Source organism: Microbulbifer thermotolerans (genome assembly GCF_900112305.1).
GTDB classification, from domain to species: domain Bacteria; phylum Pseudomonadota; class Gammaproteobacteria; order Pseudomonadales; family Cellvibrionaceae; genus Microbulbifer; species Microbulbifer thermotolerans.
This window is the reverse complement of sequence record NZ_FOKT01000004.1, coordinates 322,052-336,963: the sequence shown is the minus strand read 5'-3', so window position 1 is coordinate 336,963 and position 14,912 is coordinate 322,052. Positions and strand designations below refer to the sequence as shown.

Sequence of the window (14,912 nt, the reverse complement as noted above, 5' to 3'; positions counted from 1 at the left end):
GTCAGTCACCGTCACTATCGAGTCGGGAAAATGCAGGAGGCATTGTCACACTTATCGAACCGCTTGAAGTGATCTGAAAAATATCAATAGACTATATATTCGGTGCTTTTTTTCGCTATATCTGGAACGACTTTCCCCCTAGGAAGACGCTTTTAGCAAGCGCAAAAACAGTGCACATACAGGAATGATGAAATATTTCCCGCAGGGAAATCCCACAAATCGCCCAAGAATAGCAGCTCCCGACAGGCTGATCTTTTATCAATTACCCGGAGCACAAAATGCGTTATTTATTCGCCGCCGCTTTGTTTATTTTTTTCCACTCCAGCGCAGCAGCCCAGAATTATCACGCCGTGGTCGATGCGGCTGGCGTGCACGGAAGTTACACCAGTGTGGGCGCGGCACTTGAGGCCGCACCTTCTGCCTCCAAAAAGCCCTATTTAATCTTTATCCGCAATGGTAATTACAAAGAAAAACTAACGGTCGACAAGCCCAATATCACCCTGATCGGTGAGTCCCGGGAAGGGACCATCATCACACACGACGCTTACGCGGCACAAAAAATACCCGGCTCCGAGGAAACCTGGGGCACCTTCCGCTCCGCCACTCTGACGGTGACGGCCCCGGACTTCCGCGCCGAAAATCTGACCATCGAAAACAGCTTTGACTTTCTCGCCAACGATGCGCTGGATGCCGATGCGACCAATAAAATTCACGGCACCCAGGCGGTGGCTCTCGCCATAGACAAAAATTCCGACCGCGCGGCCTTTCGCAGAGTCCAGATCTCCGGCTTTCAAGACACGCTGTATGCCAATTCCGGGCGAAGCTATTTCACGGAAAGCAGAATAGAAGGCAATGTGGATTTTATCTTCGGCGCTGGTACAGCGCTATTTGAAAACAGTGACATCATTAGCCGTGTACGGGGCCGAAAAATGACAACCAGCGGGTATATCACTGCACCCAGTACCAATATCCACAATGCTTTTGGGTTGATATTTATCCGTTGCCGCTTGCTCAAAGAACAGGGGGTACCGGATGACTCCGTTCCTCTGGGGCGCCCATGGCATCCCACAACAACCTTTCCCGACGGCCGCTACGCCGATCCGGAAGCGATTGGTTCCAGCGTATTTATCCAAACGTATATGGACAGCCATATCGCCGCATCAGGCTGGGCCTCTATGCGCGGTACCGCCAGGGACGGAACCAAAAGCGCGCTATTCACGCCTGAGGACGCCCGTTTTTTTGAGTACCAAAACTACGGCCCCGGTGCCAAAATTACATCCACCCGGCGCCAGTTAAGCGAAAGACAAGCGGAAAAATTTGTGCGGAAAAAGATTCTCAATGGCTGGACGCCAATATTCCATACGTTTTAGGGGCATTTGGTTGGGTGCGTTCGCGGCTCGGGCCGCTACGCACCCGGAAGAAATCAGAAATAACCGAAATAGGATGGGGGATCAGGCAGGCAGCATCGGGGTTCCCCGCTTGCATAGCTGTATCGCCAGTCCCCAGGGGTCCCGCATCATTACCAAATGTGAACCGTCTTTCAAACGCACCTCATCCACAAAACTGGCCCCTCCTTCCTCCAGCCGTAAGCGGTCGACCTCCGGTTGTTCGCTGACAAATGCCAAGTGCAAAATTAAGGGGTCCATTTCTCCGTAAGCTGGTACTTGGTCGGCGGGATTATTGTAGATCTCTATCATAACGGAGCCACTGCTATCGGCGAGAAAATGCGTGTGGGGCACCTCATTAAGGGCGCGAACCACGCGCATTCCGAGATGTTCGCTATACCAATTCGCTACCGCCACCGGATCGGCCACATTAAAGGCGAAATGCTCGATTTTCACTGAAAACTCCTATGGGACCTCAGATTCATTTACATGTGTATGTCGTTCGTCTGGATGCGTCCATCCCATCACCGGAGCTTCTCACTTGCTTTCGAAGTCTCAATATCGGCTGGATGCGACATAATTAGAAACGCCCTATTCGATGTCCCGCGCCAATTTTTCCAGCCAGGCGCCGACGTCTTCGGGCACCGTAAGTGGCCTGTAACTGGGTTCACTTTTGGGGTAACCCCCTACCTGCTGCTGGCTGTCGATAATCCGCCCTTGACGGGCAATAAACGACTCGATGATTCTCCGATCCACCGGGTCCCGATCTTTGGGTCTCGCGCCCGCATGATTGACCAAATACTCGACCAGCGCTTCCGGATCTCTCGGTGTAAAACCCTCGAGCCAGGAAGGCTTGCGATCCAGTTTACGGATATTTCCCTGGACAATATTCATCAGCCCATCGTCGAGATTGTATACGCGGTTGTTTTCGAGAAAAGCATCGCCCTGATAGGCCACCAGTGCCAAATCACTGTAGGTATCGCGGCCGTAGTAGAGTAAATTCCCCACAACGGATACCCGGGGGGTTTCCGGAGAGAACTCGGCTTCCCGCCACTCGTCCTCGATATAGCCAAGCTGGATTGCCGCAGAGTCCGGGTTATAGATCAAATTGTTGGCCACAACCCCAATGGTATTGGCTTTGAAGTAGGGGTTTCGCCGCGCATTGTGCGCGAAAAGGTTGCCGATAACTGCTACTTCGCGGGCGAAGTCATGCACCAGCAACCCTTTTGAATGGCGCCCTTTTCGGTGGCTCGCATAGTCCAGTGCTTCAGCGATAATGGAGTTGCTGATTGTCACCTTGCGCGCGGTGTGCTCCGGCCCGAGCGTGCGAGGACCAGATACGGAAATATTTTCATCCACTGCCCAACTCACCGAACAGTGATCGATATGCACATTGTATGCACCGGCACCCGATACACTGATGCCGTCCGGCTCCCAACCACTGCGCGGAGGTTGACCGGCATCACCGGGACGCACCCGAATATGCTGAATGCGCACGTCGTGTGTGCGGATACTGATCCCGCCGCGAATCAATGTAATTCCAGGGGACGGTGCCGTCTGCCCGGCAATAGTCACAAACGGCGCCTTAATACTGAGATTTTTCCGGCGAAGATCTATCACTCCACCTACTTCAAAAACAATTATCCTAGGTCTTTTTTCTTCAAGGGCCGCGCGCAGGGAGCCGGGACCATCGGCGTTTAGATTGGTTACCCGGATCACTGCTCCACCCAGCCCTCCAGGGGTATCAAGCCCAAACCCGGAAAGCCCTTCTAGACCCATTGCACTGGCATGAAGCTGTGCTCCGAAAAACAGTAACAGTAGAGGCCAGCAGCGAAAAACGTTTGCCATGGAATTACCCCCAGATTGGGTTCTAGTTATTGTTTATATATTTCCTAGGGCTCTGATGACTTCTTCTCCCCTGGACATCACGGAACTATCAGCGACACCCGGAAACACCCAAACTAATCAATCAGTCCCAATGCTCTCGGCAAATACTCGCTAATGGCGGGTACATAAGTCACCAGCACAAGTACCAGGAACATCATGGCGTACATGGGTAACAAAGGCCTTATCAAGCTGGTGATCGAAGTTTTGGATATGCTGGCACCGACAAACAGTACACTGCCCACGGGGGGAGTACACAGACCGATGCACAGGTTCAGAATCATCACTATACCGAACTGCAAAGGCGACATTCCCAGTTCAGTGACAACTGGCAGAAAAATCGGTGTAAATATCAATACCGCCGGAGTCATGTCCATAAAGGCACCCACCGCCAGCAATATTAGATTGATCGTCAGCAGTATCAGCAGCGGGTTTTCACTGATGGTGATCAGTGCCCGACTGATGGTCTGGGGGATATTTTCATAAGACAGTATCCAAGACATCGCAGAGGAAGCGGCAATCAAAAACATCACGATCGCCGTGGTTTCGACTGCCTTCACCAGTATTCCCGGCAGCTGGTTTACCTTGACTTCCCGGTAAACCACCACAGATAGCAATAGAGAGTAGAGCACAGCGATTGCGCTAGCCTCGGTGGCAGTGAAGATCCCGCTGATAATACCGCCGATCACCAGAACTACCAGGAAGAGGCTTGGGACAGCGTCGAGCGTTTTGGCCAGAGCTTCGCGCCAAGGTGTTATTTCGCCCACCGGATAGCCTTTGGCCTTGGCCCAAATACCACATACAATCATCAGACCCAGCGCCAGTATTAGCCCCGGCAAATAACCGGCGATAAAGAGTGCGGCAATGGAGACGCCACCGCTGGCAAGAGAGAAAACAATCAAAATATTGCTCGGCGGAATCAGCAATCCGGTGGTGGACGAGGCGACGGTTACCGCAGTATTGAAATTTTTATCGTATCCCTCTTTGTTCATCGAAGGAATCATAAAACCGCCGATCGCCGAAGTGGCAGCCACCGCGGAACCGGAAATGGAACCGAACAGTGTGCAACTGATAATGTTCACAAATGCCAGGCCACCGGGCAGCATACCGACCAATACCCGCGCAAAGGCAATGATACGACGGGCAATACCACCACTTCCCATCAACAAGCCGGACAGAATAAAGAACGGTATTGCCAACAGCGCAAAGCTATCAATACCGGACGCCATCCGTTGGGCCATGGTAATCAGTGCCGGGAGCGGGTCGATGGTAACCAACATGGTCAGCAGTGTGGCAATGCCAATACTGACGGAAATGGGGACGTTGAGCGCGAGCAGGACCAGGAAACTGATCAACAGTACGGCAACAGAAATTTCCATAATCTTCTCCTGACTCCTACCCTTGAACCGAAGCGGTTTCTTCCGGACGCCCTGCGTGATCCTCAGCAGCACCAGTTACGCCCAGTAGTTGCAGCAACTGATGCAAGGAGTAAAGACAAATTAATCCCCCCGATAGCGGGATTACCGCGTATACATATCCCATCGGAATATTCAGCGCGGCGGACAGTTGATCCAACTCGAAGGTGAGCATCATTAATTGAACACCGCCGAACACCATGACGGCAGCGGCAAAAGTGAAGCACAGGGCAAGCGTCAGAAACTCCACCTTTTTGCGCAGCCTGCGCGGCAGCGCCTTGGTAAGCAGATCGATTCCCAAGTGCGATTTTTTCCGGTAGGCATAGGCAGCGCCCAGTATACCGATCCAGATCAATAGGTACCGGGCCAGCTCCTCTGTATAGGAACTGGGGCTCATCGGCAGGAAGCGGGTGAGTATTTGCCAGCTGACATCCAACACCATCAAGGCCAGCAGGCCGCCGAGCAGCAGCTCCAGCAGTCGGTCAATTCTTTGCATTATCATCGCTGCGTTACCTTTTATTTATTGTGTTGTGCGGTTGCTTCCTCGAGCGCGTGCGCAGGCGCAATACACCCTGCAAAATATTTATTACAGGCGCGCTATCTGCGCTAGCAGATCACCGACTTCCGTACCCGCGAAGCTCGCGTGCAGCGGCTTCACAGCGTCGATAAACGGCTGCTTGTCCGGGTAAATCACCTTCACCCCGGCCGCCTCAACCGCGGCGAGTGATTCGCGCGTGGACTCCTGCCACAAGGTGCGCTGGTAATCCACCGCCTCATCCACCGCCTGCTGCAGCCAGGCCCGTTGCCGGGCATTGAGTTTTTTCCACACCTCAGTGGAAATTAGCAGCATGTCCGGGACATAGGTGTGCTCATCCAGGGTGTAATAGCGGGAGACTTCATAGTGCTTGGAGAGATAAAAGCTTGGGGGATTGTTTTCCGCGCCCTGCACCACACCCTGCTGCAGCGCCGTATAGAGCTCGCCCCAGCTTACGGGAGTAGCTGCGCCACCGAGGGTGTTGACCATCTTGATGGCGGTCTGACTGTTTTGTACACGGATCTTCAGACCTTTCAGATCTTCCGGAGTGTAAATGGGCTTGTCATTGACATAAAAGCTACGGCTGCCGGCATCGAAGTAGCCGAGACCCCGCAGGCGCGCACGCTCTCCGGCCAGCAGCAGTTTGCGGCCGATATCGCTCTGCAGCACAGCCCAGAAATGATCGGCGTCGCGGAAAACGTAGGGGAGGTTAAATATTTTCAGCTCCGGCACAAACCCCTCCATGGGGCTGGCCGAAACTTTGGTCATTGCCAGACTGCCGATCTGCAGCAGCTCGATCAGCTCCCGCTCACTGCCCAATTGTCCACCGGGATAAATATCAATGCGCATGCTGCCGCCGGACAACATTTGCAGGCGCTCGTCCATAAACTCCATAGCACGGTGGACAGAGTGCTGCTGGTCCAGGGTGTGGGCCAGCTTCAGTACCGTCTGCGGCTGTTCGAGACCGCAGCTGCCGATCGACAGCAGCAGAACCAACACCGCCAGCCTCAGCGGCAGTTTTCTCATCATCATGTCTGAGCACCTGTTCTCTATTATTATCGCTACAGGTATGGCCAGCATCGCACGCAATGGCAGGCCAAATTGGCCTTACCATTCTAGCCGCGTCGGCAGCCGGCTGCAATGCCGTTTTACTGCTAAGCGTGTGCCGCCTCCGCAGGCGGTCTGTCCTCCGGAAAGCAGTCCGCCGCCGGGATAATGGCGCCGCGGTGGCGAATGACCGCCGCCGCACAGCGGTTGCCGGCAATGACGGCACGCGCCGGCTCCCACCCCTGCAGACGCGCCGCCAGGTACCCCGCGTTAAAGGCGTCGCCGGCGCCCGTGGTATCAACGATATCCTGCACGGGCGGTACGGGGATGGCGTTTAGCTCACCATCGTATTGCAGTAAGACGGGCTCCGCCCCCCGCTTCAGCACCAGCTCCTCCACCCCGTGACGACTGTTGCGCTCGATACAGCGGCCGGCATTGCGGTCGCCCCACAGGGCCTGCTCGTCTTCCAGCGTCAGCAGAGCGATATCGGCCTGCCGCAGACAGGCGGACAGGGTCTCGCGGGCTTCGTCTTTGGAGCGCCAAAGGCGCGGCCGGAAGTTGCTGTCAAACGCCACGCGACCGCCAGCACTGCGGAAGTCAGCGAGAAATGTAAGCAAGTGCTTACGCGCCTCCAACCCCATTATTGCCAATGTTATTCCCGTGAGATAGAGATAATCCATCCCCTGTAAATAGATTTGCAGGCGCTCGCGGGAACGGGCGCCGGAGAAGAGTTCCCGCGCCGCTGATTCGCCGCGCCAGTAGGTGAAGTAGCGTTCGCCATCGGCACTGTTCTGTATCGTGTAAAGCCCCGGACAACGCCCCGGCAATCGCTCGATAACACTGGTATCAATACCTTCGCCCTTCATCGCCACCAGCATCTGCTCGCTGAAAAGGTCGTCGCCAAGCAACGTCACGTAGCTCACCGGCAGGCCGCTGCGGGCCATATAGACAGCGGTGTTGTAGGTATCTCCGGCAAAGCCCTGCGCGTAGAGCGGCGCACCGCCCGGCGCTGTTTCCTGGGGCGCCAGCTCCACCATCACTTCTCCCAGAGCGGCTATTTTCACGACTTTCTCCTTACTGTTCTCTCCGGCAAACACTGCCTGGCACCAAGGCCTTACCATTAAGGTTGACTGGTATAACCAATTTTTGGCAGTATGACAACTCCAGTCTGATGCGGCTGGGTTTCTCCACGCCCTTGGCGGCATGCCCTATCGGCTATGCCGCAGATGCCCCCCGCCCCTCCACGGGGCGGGTTTTTTTCGCGGCCGCCAGGCCGGGTTAATCTTAGGAAACCGGATTCATAACAAGAGCAATGCCTATGACGCGCCCTCTGCACCTGCATCCCGACCGCCTGTTTCCGGCGGATAAGCTCACTCGAGATATCGCCCGCAGGCTCTACGAGAGTGTCAAAGACCTGCCGATTATCAGTCCCCACGGCCACACAGACCCGGCCTGGTTTGCAGACAACCAACCCTTCGGCAACCCCGCCCAACTACTGATCAAACCGGACCACTACGTGTTCCGCATGCTGTACAGTCAGGGCATTCCCCTGGAGCGCCTCGGTATTCCCAGCCGCGACGGCACGCCGGTGGAAGATGACCCGCGCGCTATCTGGCAGCTCTTCGCGGATAACTACCACCTCTTCCGCGGCACCCCTTCGAGGATCTGGCTGGACAGTGTGTTCCACGATGTTTTCGAACTGGACGTGGCGCTGGATAGCACAACCGCAGGCTACTATTACGAAGCTATCGACAGCTGCCTGAAAAAGGAGGAATTCCTGCCAAGGGCACTGTTCGAACGTTTCAGGATCGAGGTAATCGCCACCACCGAATCACCGCTCGACGATCTCCGCCACCATCAAAAAATCAAGGAGAGTGGTTGGAGTGGACGCGTGATCACCGCCTTCCGCCCCGACCCGGTGCTCGACCCGGACTATGAGTCCTTTACCGATAATCTGGACCGGCTGGCGGAAATCACCGGCGAGGACACCGGCAATTACACGGGCTATCTGGCGGCGTTGCGCAACCGGCGGGAATTCTTTAAAGGGATGGGTGCGACTTCCACTGACCACGGTCACCCCACTGCAACCACGGCCAACCTGGATCGCAGCGAGGCAGAAGCCCTGTTCAACCGGGTACGCAAAGGCAACGCCAGCGCCGAAGACGCGGAGTTGTTCCGCGGCCAGATGCTCACGGAAATGGCGCGCATGAGTCTTGAAGACGGTTTGGTCATGCAGATCCATCCGGGCTCCGTGCGCAACCACAATCCACTGATATTTGAGCGCTACGGCCGCGATAAAGGCGCAGATATTCCGTCGCGCACCGACTATGTCCACGCCCTGCGCCCACTTCTGGAAGCCGTCGGCAACGAACCGGACCTGACGGTAATCCTCTTTACGCTGGACGAAACCAGCTATAGCCGCGAACTGGCGCCCCTGGCGGGACACTATCCAGCGCTGAAACTCGGGCCCGCCTGGTGGTTCCACGACAGTCCCGAGGGGATGCGCCGCTTCCGCGAACAGGTGACGGAGACCGCGGGTTTCTACAATACCGTCGGATTCAATGACGATACCCGAGCCTTCCTTTCTATTCCCGCGCGTCACGATGTCGCGCGGCGCATGGACTGCACTTGGCTGGCACAACTGGTGGCCGAGCACCGCTTGGCTGAAGATGAAGCCTTCGAGCTGGCACACGACCTGAGTTACGCACTGGCCAAACGGGCCTATAAATTGTGATTGGGCAAACGCCCGTGCATATAGCAGTGTCCGCGATCGAACCGGTAAAACACCAGCCAAATGATCGCGGACATCCACCGAGTCCCGGAAAATATCAATGAGTAAAAAACTTCTGAACAGGCACACACTGAACCTGTTGCCGGATTCCGTCACCATACCGGACTACGACCGCAATACGATCAGAGCCGGTATCGTGCATTTGGGAATAGGCGCCTTCCACCGCGCCCATCAGGCTTGGTATACGGAACAGCTGCTGGTGGAGGGGGCAAGCGAATGGGGGATTATCGCCGCCAGCTTGCGCTCGCCGGCGGTACGCGACCAGCTGGCACCCCAGGACTACCTTTACTCTGTGGTGGAAAAAAGTAATGCCGGGGAAAAGGTTCGCGTTATAGGTTGTGTACAGCATGTCTATGTCGCGCCCGAAAACCCGGGCGCGCTTCTGGAAGCCATGACCGATGGGGAAATTCGGATTGTCTCTCTCACCATCACCGAGAAGGGCTATTGCCATGACCCCGCCAGCGGCACCCTGAACCTGCAACACCCCGATATCCAGCACGATCTGGCCAATCCCCAATCCCCCAAAAGTGCCCTCGGCTTTATCGTCTACGCATTGCAGGCGCGCATGGATAAGGGCCTGCCTGGGTTTACTCTGCTCTCGTGCGATAATCTCCCCGCCAATGGCAAGCTATTGCAACGGGTCTTGTTCGAATTCGCGGAACAAGTCGACCCCGACCTGGCTAGCTGGATAAAAGTAAACACCCGCTGCCCCAGCACCATGATCGATCGCATAGTGCCGGCCACCACAGACACCGACCGAGAGGCACTGGAAAATATGCTCGGTCTACGCGACAACGCCGCGGTAGTAGCGGAACCCTTCAGCCAATGGGTGATCGAGGACAACTTCCTCCGCGGGCGCCCGGACTGGGATCGCGCGGGCGCGACTTTTGTGGAAGATGTCGAGCCCTACGAACTGATCAAGCTACGGCTGTTGAATGGCTGCCACTCGCTGCTTGCCTACAGCGGTTACCTGGCCGGTTTTGAAACCATTGCCGACGTGATGGCGGAACCGGCATTCGCTGCCCTGGCACAGCATTTCCTCGCCACCGAAGCCGGCACTGCTGTCGAAGCACCACGAGGCTTCGATCTGGAAAAATACCGCCAGCAATTGCTGGAGCGCTTTTCCAACCGCGCCCTGCGCCACCGCACTTGGCAGATTGCCATGGACGGATCGCAAAAAATTCCTCAGCGCTGGTTGGGCACGCTGCGACACCAATTGGCGAACGGTGGTCCTATCGATCTCCTATCTTTCGCGCTGGCCTGCTGGATACGCTACGTCTCTGCGGTAGACGATGCAGGAAATACAATTGAAGTTTCAGATCCCCTGGCTGCGGATCTGAAAGCACTCTGCGACCGACACGCTGACGACACCAGCGAATTGACCGCTGCTTTTTTACAATTTTCCGCGGTGTTTGGGGCAGATCTGCGACAAAGCGAAAGACTGCACAGCGCACTCAGCGGCTGGCTGACCCGCCTGAAGCAGCACGGCGTACTGACCTGCGTGCGGACGCAGTTTGAGAAAAGTCCTGCCTAAAATTGAAAACCGCCGCATACATCCCTGTATGCGGCGGTTTCGCCATCTCTATCCCACTACACGCCCTGCTTTTCTTGCGCTAGTCACTGTAAGGCTTGCCGATAGTCGCCAGAATACCGCCATCCACGTACACAATCTGCCCGGTGACAAAATCACTCGCGCGACTGGCAAGAAATACCGCGGTACCCTGAAGATCTTCCGGATTGCCCCAGCGCCCCGCGGGTGTGCGATTGATTATAAATTCATTGAACGGGTGGCCATCGACGCGAATCGGCGCTGTCTGACTGGTGGCGAAATATCCCGGACCGATACCGTTGACCTGCACATTGTATCTGGCCCACTCTGTGGCCATATTGCGAGTCAGCATTTTCAAACCACCCTTTGCCGCCGCATAGGCAGCCACATTGTCCCTTCCCAACTCGCTCATCATCGAGCAGATATTGATGATCTTCCCGGCGCCGCGCTCAATCATGCGTTTCGCCACCGGCCGGGTCATGGTAAAGACTCCGGTGAGGTCGGTTTCTATCACCTGCCGCCAGTCCTCGAGCGACATTTCCAGCAGGGGTGTCCGTTTAATAATGCCGGCATTGTTGACCAGAATATCGATGGGCGCGCACTCGCCCTCAATCTGCCCCACCGCATCAGCGACTTGCGCCTCGTCGGTGACATTGAACAGATACCCATGGGCGTCGTAGCCCTTTTCCCGCAAACTGGCAACGGCTTTGTCCAGCTTTTCCTGAGAGGAATGCCCCGTAATCACCAGTTTGGCACCCGCATTCCCCAAGCCTTCCGCCATAGCCATACCGAGACCATGAGTGGCGCCGGTCAGCAAGGCGAGCTTACCGGTTAAATCAAACAGTGAAGACATTGTTTTCCACCTGTATTCGTTGCTGCTTTCCCACGGAAAGGTGAATGAAAAAAATCAACGCAGCTCGTTCGGTTGCACAAAATCCATATCGGTGTAATCCAGATTTTCTCCGGCCATGCCCCAGATAAAGGTGTAATTGCTTGTCCCCACGCCGGAGTGCAAAGACCAGGCGGGTGAAATCACGGCCTGCTCATTGGCCATCCAGATAAGGCGGGTCTGCTGTGGTGGTCCCATAAAGTGGCAAACCGCCTGGTCTTCCGGCAGGTTGAAGTACATATAGGCTTCCATCCTGCGACTGTGTGTATGGGCCGGCATGGTGTTCCAGACGCTGCCGGGGGCGAGCTCGGTCATCCCCATCTGCAACTGACAGGTGTCCACCACTTCTTTCACCAGCAACTGGCGGATCACACGCTGATTACAGGTTTCTCCAGCGCCCATTTCCAGCACCTTGGCGTCCTCCTGCCCCACTTTGCGTGTCGGGCACTCGCGATGCGCGGGCGTGGAGTTCAAGTAGAATTTCGCTGGCGCCGCCGAATCCCGGCTGGAGAATTTCACCATCCTGGCGCCACGGCCGATATACATGGCCTCTTTACAATCTATTTCGTATTGGGTCCCGTCCACTTCCACAATACCGGGCCCACCGATATTGATCGCACCCAGTTCGCGGCGCTGCAAAAAAAATTCCGCCTTCAGCGGTTCAATGGATTCCAACTCAATTGTTTTTGTCACCGGCATAACACCACCGACAATCATTCTGTCTACATGGGAGTAGGTCAGACGTGTTTTGTCCGCATCAAATAGCACCGGCACCAGGAACTCCTCCCGCAGGCGCTCGGTGTCGTAGCGGACATAGTCGCGCGGATGCGGCACAAAGCGTTCTTCGTATAAGGTGGTCATCGTCAACCTCTCAGTTGTATCGGTTCAACAATTTGTGCATTTCCACTCCGGCCATGATAAAGGGGCCTACGCCCTTGAGATCATCATCGACCACCGGCTCGCTCATGTAGTAGCGGTAGCTGCCGTCGCGGCCGAAGCCAAGCCCCGCCACTTCGCAGTTACTGGTCAGACTAATGCTGCCGTCGTTATGCACCCGAACAAATTCATTCAACAGGCCCTGATAGGATTTCTTCGCCACCGGCAGCCAGGATTCCGGCAAATATCCCTTGAGGATCGCCTTGGCAAAAAAGTAGGTGAACATGCTGCTGCCACTTGCCTCCAGGTAATTGCCGCGAGCGCCCGCCTTGTCGGTGACCTGATACCAAGTGCCGCTTTCAGGGTCCTGGTATTTTTTCAACGTCGGCGCCAGGTCATTGATCATGTCAATCAGATACTGGCGGTCGTCTTTGTTTTCCTCGGGGAGATAATCGAGCACGTCCACCAGCGCCATGGCCATCCACCCCATTCCACGGGACCAGAAATTCGGCGAGAGGCCGCTCTTGTCATCCGCCCAGACCTGATTACGGACCTCGTCCCAGCCGTGGAAGTACAGGCCGGTTCGCGGGTCGCGCAGCTTTTCCCGCACCACCCTGAATTCCGCTAGTACTTCTTCAAAATCCCCTTGGCCACGCAGTTTTTCGTAGTGCGCCAGAAAAGGAATTCCCATATAAACACCATCCAGCCACACCTGGTGTGGGTAGATTTTTTTGTGCCAAAAAGCACCGGCATCGGTGCGTGGATGCTGCTTCAGTTGTTCGCGCAGCGTGTCTACCGCCGTCTGATATTGCTCTTTGCCATTGCGTTCATACATCCGCAGCAGCACCTTACCCGCATTGATACTGTCGATATTGAATTTCGACTGCACGTAGCCATTGATGCTGCCATCCTCATTGACAAAGGAGCCCATCACTTTTTCCACCGCTGCCGCGTAACGCGCATCCGGACTCACCTGGTTAAGGTCGTCATAGGCCTGCATCAGCAGTCCGGTGGTGTACTCGAAATAGGCCGGGCGCTTGCGGTGCGGATCCACACCGCCAAAACCCAGTTGCAGGGCGCTGCGTTCCAGCTCTGAATCCGCCATGCGCTTGCTCCACGCCAGCGCGACCTCCGCGCTCAGGGGCTGCTGTGTCTGCGCTTCACTAACAGCAGTCGTCAGGCGTTTGCGCAGTGGAATGGTGCGCTTTTCCGCTTCCCGGGCCAGATAACGCTCAAAGTCTTCGGCACTGGTAATGGGGCCGTGACGGCTTTCCCCTTCACCAGCCCAGGCGGCGGTGAAGTAGTAGTTAAATTCATGGGTGGCCGGCTCCTTGAACACCACCACCCGGTTGTGCTCGTCTTCCGTTATTTCGCGAACAAATTTTTTCTGGACCAACAGCCCCATGCCAAGATCGCTGCCATCCAGGCTCTGCCGCCCCCAAGTGCCGATATAAGTCCAGGCACTGCCGGGAATATCCAAGTCGCCCACGATCAATTGCGTGCCGGGATGTTTGACTATACCCGCGACCGGAGCACCAATGGCCCTGTCTGTGTGCCCCCGCACTTCCACCAGGCGGCTGCCGGCAGCGATCGACATAACCGCTGTCAGGTCTGCCTGCAGGTCCTCATCCGGTTTCCACCCCTGGTATTTAATGCTGAAAGCGGAGTAGAGGTTGCCGTTATCGAGGATCTTCGCACTCCAGTTCTGGACATCGCTGACCCTTACAACTTTCTCACCATCCCAGTAGCCGTAGCCACCAATGCCCAGGGCGTCGCCAACTTTCAATATATCCATACCCCAGTCGGCCATCTGGTGATAGGAATCAAAACCATCCTGCCCCACATCCTGCAGTACGGGCTCACGCACCTTCTTTCCGAAAATATCGAAGCCATTGCGCCAATCGAGGTAGACCCGATAGCCAACCAGATCGGATTCGATACCCGGCCCTTCGTAGCGGATAAAGTATGAGTGATCCGTGTGCTCTGGAGGCACATCGAGAGTGCTGACATTTTGGAAACTGCCGCCTTCGTATTTATTGCCCACCCAACGGCCGCCGCTCTTATGGGAGATTTCCGCCTGCGTGCGCTTGGGTTCTGGCTGTACGGTTTCAATTGCGGGCAGGATTTGCAGGTCGAGGGTTTCGTCCACCTGTATATCCACCAGGAAGATAACCCCATCTATACTGCCGTCCGCATCCCGGTCTACCCGCTGCACCGGCAACAGCGTTTTCCCTTTTACCGCCAGTGGGTGAGCGTAGTTGTCCGCCAACCCCAGTTCACGGAAGCTCAGGTAGACGGCTTCGTCCAGACGCGGGAAATCCGACGGGTTGGAAAGTTGTAACCGGGCAATGATCTTGTCGGCCAGCGGCTGCTCAAGTGCCTGGAGAGCTTCTTCTTTCTGTGCTCCCGCCTTTTCTTCACCGCAGGCTCCAAGCATTAACGCAGCCAATGTGATAGGGAGCGCCTTGCATACCGATATGCCAAACCGTTTCACATCAATCTCCAGGAATCCGCTTTTTATCTCGTTATGGAAAAAGCGGT

Annotated in this window: 12 protein-coding genes; 3 read left to right on the top strand and 9 right to left on the bottom strand. The window is 55.8% G+C overall.

The window, feature by feature from the left end; translation table 11 throughout:
• Window positions 1–278 precede the first annotated feature (278 nt).
• On the top strand, window positions 279–1,370 hold the full coding sequence (locus tag BM155_RS08405) for a pectinesterase family protein (protein WP_074902386.1): 1,092 nt from the start codon (window positions 279–281) through the stop codon (window positions 1,368–1,370).
• Between the two features lie 81 nt (window positions 1,371–1,451).
• Here BM155_RS08405 and BM155_RS08400 read toward each other — a convergent pair whose 3' ends face one another.
• The 6 genes from BM155_RS08400 to BM155_RS08375 all read right to left on the bottom strand — a co-directional run bounded on the left by BM155_RS08400 (window position 1,452) and on the right by BM155_RS08375 (window position 7,330).
• Window positions 1,452–1,841, bottom strand: coding sequence for a VOC family protein (locus tag BM155_RS08400; RefSeq protein ID WP_074902383.1), 390 nt, complete (start codon window positions 1,839–1,841; stop codon window positions 1,452–1,454).
• A 135-nt stretch (window positions 1,842–1,976) separates the two neighbouring features.
• The gene (locus BM155_RS08395; protein WP_217641469.1) at window positions 1,977–2,960 is read right to left on the bottom strand and encodes a right-handed parallel beta-helix repeat-containing protein; all 984 of its coding nucleotides are present in this window, start codon (window positions 2,958–2,960) and stop codon (window positions 1,977–1,979) included.
• Window positions 2,961–3,346: 386 nt separating this feature from the next.
• Window positions 3,347–4,648, bottom strand: coding sequence for a TRAP transporter large permease (locus BM155_RS08390; RefSeq protein WP_067150726.1), 1,302 nt, complete (start codon window positions 4,646–4,648; stop codon window positions 3,347–3,349).
• A 16-nt stretch (window positions 4,649–4,664) separates the two neighbouring features.
• Complete coding sequence (locus BM155_RS08385) at window positions 4,665–5,180, bottom strand: TRAP transporter small permease (protein ID WP_074902381.1); 516 nt, start codon at window positions 5,178–5,180, stop codon at window positions 4,665–4,667.
• A gap of 90 nt (window positions 5,181–5,270) precedes the next feature.
• Complete coding sequence (locus BM155_RS08380; protein ID WP_437438171.1) at window positions 5,271–6,251, bottom strand: TRAP transporter substrate-binding protein; 981 nt, start codon at window positions 6,249–6,251, stop codon at window positions 5,271–5,273.
• A 122-nt stretch (window positions 6,252–6,373) separates the two neighbouring features.
• Window positions 6,374–7,330: a sugar kinase gene (locus BM155_RS08375; protein WP_254773155.1), complete on the bottom strand. Its 957-nt coding sequence runs from the start codon at window positions 7,328–7,330 to the stop codon at window positions 6,374–6,376.
• A 254-nt stretch (window positions 7,331–7,584) separates the two neighbouring features.
• Here BM155_RS08375 and uxaC point away from each other — a divergent pair, with 254 nt between their 5' ends.
• Both uxaC and BM155_RS08365 read left to right on the top strand, forming a co-directional pair.
• Window positions 7,585–9,000 (top strand): glucuronate isomerase, encoded by a 1,416-nt coding sequence (uxaC, locus tag BM155_RS08370; protein WP_067150723.1) that lies wholly within the window; start codon window positions 7,585–7,587, stop codon window positions 8,998–9,000.
• Window positions 9,001–9,097: 97 nt separating this feature from the next.
• The gene (locus tag BM155_RS08365) at window positions 9,098–10,591 is read left to right on the top strand and encodes a mannitol dehydrogenase family protein (protein ID WP_074902377.1); all 1,494 of its coding nucleotides are present in this window, start codon (window positions 9,098–9,100) and stop codon (window positions 10,589–10,591) included.
• A gap of 79 nt (window positions 10,592–10,670) precedes the next feature.
• Here BM155_RS08365 and BM155_RS08360 read toward each other — a convergent pair whose 3' ends face one another.
• The 3 genes from BM155_RS08360 to BM155_RS08350 are packed head-to-tail and all read right to left on the bottom strand — an operon-like array spanning window position 10,671 to window position 14,865.
• The gene (locus BM155_RS08360; protein ID WP_074902374.1) at window positions 10,671–11,459 is read right to left on the bottom strand and encodes a gluconate 5-dehydrogenase; all 789 of its coding nucleotides are present in this window, start codon (window positions 11,457–11,459) and stop codon (window positions 10,671–10,673) included.
• A 54-nt stretch (window positions 11,460–11,513) separates the two neighbouring features.
• Window positions 11,514–12,356, bottom strand: a complete 843-nt coding sequence (gene kduI / locus BM155_RS08355; protein ID WP_074902372.1) for a 5-dehydro-4-deoxy-D-glucuronate isomerase — start codon at window positions 12,354–12,356, stop codon at window positions 11,514–11,516.
• A 10-nt stretch (window positions 12,357–12,366) separates the two neighbouring features.
• Entirely contained in the window at window positions 12,367–14,865 is a 2,499-nt protein-coding gene (locus BM155_RS08350; RefSeq protein WP_254773154.1) for a glycoside hydrolase family 88 protein, read from the bottom strand.
• Window positions 14,866–14,912: the final 47 nt, after the last annotated feature.